This is a genomic window from uncultured Phenylobacterium sp. (assembly GCF_902826855.1).
Lineage (GTDB): Bacteria > Pseudomonadota > Alphaproteobacteria > Caulobacterales > Caulobacteraceae > Phenylobacterium.
The window spans coordinates 39,991-46,553 of sequence record NZ_CADEGK010000011.1; the positions used below are offsets into that span (position 1 = coordinate 39,991).

The 6,563-nt window shown below is 68.8% G+C and carries 7 protein-coding genes and 2 pseudogenes; 3 read left to right on the forward strand and 6 right to left on the reverse strand.

The genetic code is table 11. The features are described from left to right. The first annotated feature begins 99 nt into the window (after positions 1-99). Positions 100-606: a TIGR02281 family clan AA aspartic protease gene (locus QZV94_RS03245; RefSeq protein WP_293676367.1), complete on the forward strand. Its 507-nt coding sequence runs from the start codon at positions 100-102 to the stop codon at positions 604-606. Here QZV94_RS03245 and dusA read toward each other — a convergent pair. From dusA to QZV94_RS03270, 5 genes and pseudogenes are all read right to left on the reverse strand, one after another. Next, positions 550-1,569 carry a tRNA dihydrouridine(20/20a) synthase DusA gene (dusA, locus tag QZV94_RS03250; protein ID WP_293676368.1) on the reverse strand — a complete coding sequence of 340 codons (1,020 nt, stop codon included), beginning with the start codon at positions 1,567-1,569 and terminating at the stop codon, positions 550-552. The two genes, QZV94_RS03245 and dusA, sit on opposite strands and share 57 nt — an antisense overlap. Positions 1,570-1,953: 384 nt before the next feature. Then, positions 1,954-2,064: pseudogene (locus tag QZV94_RS03255) on the reverse strand (hypothetical protein); the annotation flags it as partial. A 229-nt stretch (positions 2,065-2,293) separates the two neighbouring features. Then, positions 2,294-3,256 carry a class 1 fructose-bisphosphatase gene (locus tag QZV94_RS03260; protein WP_293676369.1) on the reverse strand — a complete coding sequence of 321 codons (963 nt, stop codon included), beginning with the start codon at positions 3,254-3,256 and terminating at the stop codon, positions 2,294-2,296. A 91-nt stretch (positions 3,257-3,347) separates the two neighbouring features. Then, positions 3,348-4,340: a mechanosensitive ion channel domain-containing protein gene (locus QZV94_RS03265; protein ID WP_293676370.1), complete on the reverse strand. Its 993-nt coding sequence runs from the start codon at positions 4,338-4,340 to the stop codon at positions 3,348-3,350. 20 nt (positions 4,341-4,360) lie between these two features. Further along, a complete protein-coding gene (locus QZV94_RS03270) occupies positions 4,361-4,621 on the reverse strand; it encodes a helix-turn-helix domain-containing protein (RefSeq protein ID WP_293676371.1) in 261 nt (86 codons plus the stop codon). Positions 4,622-4,964: 343 nt separating this feature from the next. Between QZV94_RS03270 and QZV94_RS03275 the strand changes: the two are divergent. After that, positions 4,965-5,770, forward strand: a pseudogene (locus QZV94_RS03275) (superoxide dismutase); the annotation flags it as partial. A 13-nt stretch (positions 5,771-5,783) separates the two neighbouring features. Here the strand turns inward: QZV94_RS03275 and QZV94_RS03280 are convergent. Continuing rightward, positions 5,784-6,047 carry a hypothetical protein gene (locus QZV94_RS03280; RefSeq protein ID WP_293676372.1) on the reverse strand — a complete coding sequence of 88 codons (264 nt, stop codon included), beginning with the start codon at positions 6,045-6,047 and terminating at the stop codon, positions 5,784-5,786. Between the two features lie 236 nt (positions 6,048-6,283). Here QZV94_RS03280 and QZV94_RS03285 point away from each other — a divergent pair. Further along, on the forward strand, positions 6,284-6,563 hold a 280-nt coding region (locus QZV94_RS03285; RefSeq protein ID WP_293676373.1), incomplete at its 3' end, for a helix-turn-helix domain-containing protein.

A 6,563-nucleotide genomic window follows, 5' to 3' on the forward strand; every position in this document is an offset into this window, starting at 1 on the left:
CCCGCGGGAAACCGTGCTGATTCACTGAATCCGAACGCTGCCGGGCCTAGTCTGCCCGCAACAAGACAGGCCAGAACGGCCGCTTTCCTAGGTGATGAGGTGTCTTCTTTCGGCAAACTCGCCCTTGTGGCGGGCCTGTCGGCGCTCGCAAGCGCCTGCGCGGTGAGCGCGATCTCCCCGCAGCCGCTGCGCATGGCGCGTCTGGCGGCGGAAGGGTTCGCGAGCCACGCGCCTGCGCCCGGATCCGGCGCGGTGGCCAAGGCCGCCGACGGGCATTTCTGGGCCGATGCCCAGGTCAATGGCCAGCCCGTGCGCTTCCTCGTCGACACGGGCGCGACGGCCGTGGCCCTGACCCCCAAGGACGCCGAGCGCCTGGGCTTCAAGCCCATCGACCTCAAGTACGGCTACAACGTCGCAACCGCCAACGGCGGCAGCCATGCGGCGGCCGTCACCCTGACCTCGGTGTCGGTGAACGGCGCCAGGGTGGAGAACGTGCAGGCCCTGGTGGTCTCCGAAGGCCTCGACGTATCGCTGCTGGGGATGAGCTACCTAGGCCGCCTCACCCGCTTCGAGGCCACGCGCGACACGCTGCGCCTCCACCCCTGACAGGGCGGCCAGCGCCCGGTCGACCACCGCCAGGCCAGCGCCCGGCCGGACGCCCTCGACGGTCAGGATGCGCCGCCACGTCCTGGCGCCAGGCGCACCGTGGAACAGGCCCAGCATGTGCCGCGTCATCGCCGCCAGGTGGGTCCCACGGGCCAGCTCCGCGGCGATGTACTCGCGATAGGCCTCCACCGCCTCGACCGCGCTGACCACCCGCGCCTCGCCAAAAACCCGCGCATCGACCGCCCCCAGGATGCCCGGCGTGTGATAGGCTGCGCGGCCCAGCATCACCCCGTCGACGTGCGCCAGGTGGTCCTGCGCCTCGTCCAGCGAGCCAATGCCGCCGTTGATGACGATGGTCAGATCCGGCCGCTCGCGCTTCAGCCGCCGGACCAGCGGATAGTTCAGCGGCGGCACGTCGCGGTTCTCCTTGGGCGACAGGCCCTTGAGGATCGCCTTTCGGGCATGGACGACGAACAGCTTCACGCCCGCGGCGGCGCACAGATCCACCAGCCGGAACAGGCTCTCCTCCGGATCCTGGTCGTCCACCCCGATGCGGCACTTCACCGTCACCGGGACCTTCACCGCCGCGCCCATGGCCGCCATGCAGTCGGCCACCAGCTGTGGCTCCTGCATCAGGCAGGCGCCGAACCGCCCCGACTGCACGCGGTCGGACGGGCAGCCGACGTTGAGATTGATCTCGTCATAGCCCTCGGCCTCGCCGATCCGCGCGGCCGCAACGAGGTCGGCCGCGTCGGAGCCGCCAAGCTGCAATGCCACCGGGTGTTCCTGCGGACTGAACGCCAGCAACCGCGCCCGGTCACCATGCAGCACGGCGCCGGTGGTGAGCATCTCGGTATAGAGCAGCGCCCGGCGCGTGAGCATCCGATGCAGGACCCGGCAATGTCGGTCGGTCCAGTCCATCATCGGGGCCACGGACAATCTATGGGCTTGATACTTCTGCACTTTGCGTGTGGCTTCAAATCGGTTGGATCGGTTCGTGTGAACCGATCTTACAGCCCAATGCGCCATTCCACGCCACACTCATAGGTCTTCGCCCGAGCGCCCGCCGCCTTCGAGCGCCGGGTGGCGGGCCATGGTCGTGGGCCTGGTCGTGGCCGGCGGCGCGCTCTGGGCGCGGGGATCCGCTCGTCGCCGTGATCGGGCGGGGCCTGCCCCTGCTGGTGAAGTCGCTAGGATTCTGCAGGTGGCAATACCCTGGCGGCGCCTCCCTGCTGGGCTTCGCGACCGTCATCGGCGCGCGAGCGAATGACGCCGGCGCTGGCTGATAGGACGAAGACCCTCGAGTGCGGCGCCCGCTGCGGTCCCTGAACCGGCGGTGCGCAGGGCCTAGAAGGGCCGGTCGGGAGACGCGCCTGGGCCTCCGCGCGGGCCGGGGGGATTTTCCCAGTTGGTGCCGCGGCCGCCTACGGGGCCGGGCGGATTGTCGTCGCGGTCGTAGCGGCTGCCGTCGTAGCGGTCATAGCGGTCGTGGCCGCCGTAGTAGCCCCCGCTTGCGCAGGCGCTCAGTGACAGGGCGGCGACGCTTCCGAGAAGGGTGAGGAAGACTGTCCGGGACATCTGGGACTCCTTTCGGTTGCTTCCATGGGATGTCTGGAATTCCAATGCCCGACGGCGTCACAGGTTCACCTGCCCACGGAGGGGCCCGCCTCTACCTCTGCACTCGCGACTATGCCGCCAGGTGACCGACCTCGGCTGCGGAGCCGAGCACCACACCGACGCGTTGGTGCAGGCTCGTCGGTGTGACGTCCAGAAGCGGCCGCTCCCCGTCGATGGCCACCCCACCAGCCCGCTCGATCAACAGCGCCATGGGGGCTGCCTCATACAGAAGTCGCAACTTGCCCGGTCGGGAGGGGTCACGGGCGTCCCAGGGATAGAGGAAGATGCCGCCCCGCATCATGATGCGGTGGACGTCGGCGACCATCGACCCGACCCAGCGCATGTTGAAGTCCTTGCCGCGCACACCGTCGCGACCCTGCAGGCACCCGGCGATGTACTGCCGGATCGGTTCCGCCCAGTGGCGCTCGTTGGACATGTTGATCGCGAACTCGCCGGTCTCGGCCGGGACGGCGAGACGGTCATGGGTGAGCCTCCAGATGCCTGCCGCATCCTGCGTGAACGCCACCACCTCCGCCGAAACCGTAAGCACCAGCACCGTCTGAGGCCCGTACACCGCATAGCCGGCAGCGAGCTGGTGGCGCCCAGGTAGGAGGAAGCTCTCCGTCGTCGGCGTTTCGTTTTCGGGCGCTGGCAAGATCGAGAAGATGGTGCCGATGGAGACGTTCACGTCGATGTTGCTGGAGCCATCCAGCGGATCGAACAGCACCAGCACCCCGCCGGACCGGCCGGTGAGGTGAGCGTGCTCGCGCTCTTCCGACGCATAGCCCGCTACGCACTCGCAGGCGCCCAGCGCGCGTCCCAGGATGTCGTCGGCGAGCACGTCGAGCTTCTTTTGCTCCTCATCCTGGACGTTCGTAACGCCTGCGACGCCCAGGTGATCGCCGACGGCGCCAAGCTGCACGGCCCGGCTGATCTCTCCGCAGGCTCGGGCAATGTGGAGTAGCGTCTCGGCCGTCGGCGCATGGTCGGCTTGAGCGGCGAGGTAGGCTTCGAGCGTCGGGAGTTCGATCATCCGGCTCCTATAGCGGCACGGCGGCCGCAGGCCTACCGGGCGCTCGCACCGCGCGTCTTTGCCGGCGCGCCCCCGCCGGGCAGGGTTGGCCTCATTCCACCGGTTCCTGAGCTGGAAGCGGCCGTGAGACGTCCTCCGCCGCATCGTTGGTCGATAGCGGGGTTGGGGGCGGCGGAGCCTCCGCTTCCGGCGAAACGTTCAGCCCCAGAGCGCTCAAGGCGCCGTCTCCCTCTCGTCCGAACAGGCTGCGCAGTCGCACGTCCATCTGCGGGAACGGCACCTCAACGCCCGCGCTCTCCAGCGCGTCCGCGATCGCCCAAGTGTACGCCGCGTGCATGGCGGCCGGGCGCTTAACCGCCTCGAGCGTGGGCCAGACAAGCAGCTCGAACTTCAGCCCCGACTCGCCGAAGCCCACCAGCCAGACTTGGCTCTTATACGCGTCGGTCTCAGGCAGGGTGAACGGAACGCTTCGCGCTGCCGCCAGCACAGCGTCGCGGACCTTCTCGCGATCGCTCCCGTAAGCCACATTGAACGGGACATGGATGCGCCTCGAGCGTCCATGCAGGGTCCAGTTGACGACCGGTCCTTCGATGAACTTGGAGTTCGGCACGATCAGCTCGACATTGTCGTTGGTGCGTATCCGCACGGCCCGCGGCCCCACCTCCTGCACGAGGCCGCGCTTGCCATCCTCCAGCTCGACGTAGTCCCCGACGTTCAGGACCCGGTCGAAGATCAGCACCAGACCGGACACGAACTCCTTGACGATGCCCTGCAGACCCAGCCCGACGCCCACGCCGATGGCTCCGGCGAACACGGCCAGCGAGGACAGGTTGAGACCGATTGTGGAAAGGCCCGCGACGACGGCGACGATGACTAGGCCGTAGGTGACCAGCTTCTGGACGATATAAAGGGCGGTAGCGCCGTAGCGCGCGCGCCGCCTGAGCCGGCCGATCGCCAGGCCCGCCAGCTTGCCGGCCAGGGAGCCGCCCAGGATAATCAGCAAGCCCGCCGCCACGCCGCCCACGGTGACCGGCGTCCGCCCGATGGCGAACAGCACCAGGCTGTCTAGGTCGGCGAAATCCATCGCGTGGCCAACGCGTCCCGCTAGCGCCTGTTCCGGAGATCGGATTCGCCGAACGTGTCGCAGGTCGCAGGGTCTCGACCCAGGTCCGGCGCAGCGCGTTCGCGCTCCGCCCTGGACAGGGCCTTACGCAGCGCCACGATGGTCACCGGCCGCGGTCGAACGAGGGCGGACTCGAACCGGACCACGGTGCGCTCCTCCAGGCCCGCCAAGCGCGACAGCTGGTAGATCGACAGGCCCAGGGCCTCTCGGCGCCGCCGGCACGCTTCGGGGGCCAGAGTCACCTCCGCCGGTCCTGCGCCAGCTCCGCAGTCCGGATGGCGGTTTCCCTGGATTGCATGGTTCGCCTCTCCCCACGGCGGATTCTCCTTCTCAGCGACGGGCGCGACCGCGCGCAGTCCACGGCGAGCCCCCGACGAAGGTTGTCATCAAGATGCATCGTGCAGTGTGAAAAGATCGTGAGGCGATCAAACTTGAAGCCGGATGGCGCGTTGTATGCGGCGGCGCAGAGCTAGCGCCGCGACGCTAGAAGGACACGGTGGATGATCCGGCTGCCACGAGTTCGCTACGCCTATGACGCCCTTGCCCCCGTGATCTCCGAGGACGCGCTGCGCACGCCATCACAACAAACACCACGCCCGCTATGTGGAGGTCGTGAACCAGCTGGTGGTTGGAGGCGGCTTGGAAAGAGCGCCCCTCGAGGCCATCCTGCGCGATGCTCGCAGTCAGACGGCCGGTCCCCTGCTCGAGAACGCGGGCCAGGCCTGGAATCACGGCTTCTTCTTCCGTGGCCTCACCGACACCCCGGCCCATCCGAGTGAGCGGCTCCGCGAGGCCCTGGTCCGCGGCTTCGGCGATGTGGACGCCGCACGCGACGCCATGATCGACGCCGGCGTCGACCACTTCGGCTCGGGCTGGGTATGGCTCGCGGCCGACACGCAGGCGTCCGCGTGATCACCACTCACGACGGCGAGTCCCTGGCCGAGTCGCACGCCCGCCCGCTACTGGTCTGCGACGTCTGGCAGCATGCCTACTACCTCGACCACCGCAACAACCGGAGGGCCTTCCTAGAGGCATGGTGGGACCAGCTCGTCGACTGGGCTTTCGTTGAGGACCAGCTGGTGGCGGCCCAGGCGGGTCACGCCGGCTGGGAGTACCGGGACGAACCCGCCGAAGGACTTCACGGTGGCCAACCGCTGGAAGACGCCCTCGACGCGGCCGAGTGGCACCTTGAGAACGGCGTGGAGCGCCTGGCCGACCTTGACCGGCGTCGCAAGCTGGCCGCGGAATTGGAGGATCATGCCCGCGCCGTGGCGGAGCCGCCAACGGTCCCGTCCCGTCCTGACGAGCTCGACCGGCGCATTCGCCGGGCCAGCGAACGCCTACGGCGGGACCCTGGCGACGACCACTGGACCATCCTGCCGGCGTTCTGATTGTGGGAACAGGCTACCCGGCGCTCCGCCGTCGGAGGACCTCAAATCCCTCACAAGCCGAGCCGCCCTGCCAGCGGCCGAGCATGACGGTGTCGCGCCAAAGTTCGACGACCTCGGCCTGCGCGACTTCCTGGGCGCGCGCCAGGGCGACGGCATCGTCCGGTGCGCGGAAAACCTCAGACGCCTCTACGCCGGCGCCGCGCTCGACGAGGCGGTAGGATCGCGCCCCCGCGTCCCCGGCGTCCTCGGTCGGACCGGACGGGACCGTTGCACTCATCGCCTTTCCCCTCAGATATCTGCCGTCTCAGCCGCGGCAGCGTACGTCGACGATGCGCAATATCGCTATGCGATGCAAGAAGCTTGACTGTAGCGAGAGCTCGCGTCCGCTTGAACAGCTTTCCGAGGTCGAAGGAGCCGGACGCGAGCCCTGGCGCGCGATCGGCCCGAAGCAGTTAGCGCTGGCTTCGCCTGGGATTCCCGCTGACTATGAGCTTCCCCCCATTTTCGCCCCAGATGACCGTGTCCGCGTACCCCGCCCCCGCCCCTCAGCGCCGCGCACGGCGCAGGCTTTCTCCCGGCGACTATCAGGCGCTCGGCGCCTTTCGCCAGGCGTTGCGGCGCTTCCTGGCCTTCAGCGAGTCCGGCGCCCGCACGCTTGGGCTCACGCCGCAGCAGCACCAGGCCCTCCTCGCCGTCCGGGCGCATCCGGGACCGGGCGCCATCTCCGTCGGCGAGCTGGCCCGCGCGCTCCTCATCAAGAACCACAGCGCCCTCGGGCTCGTCGACCGGCTGG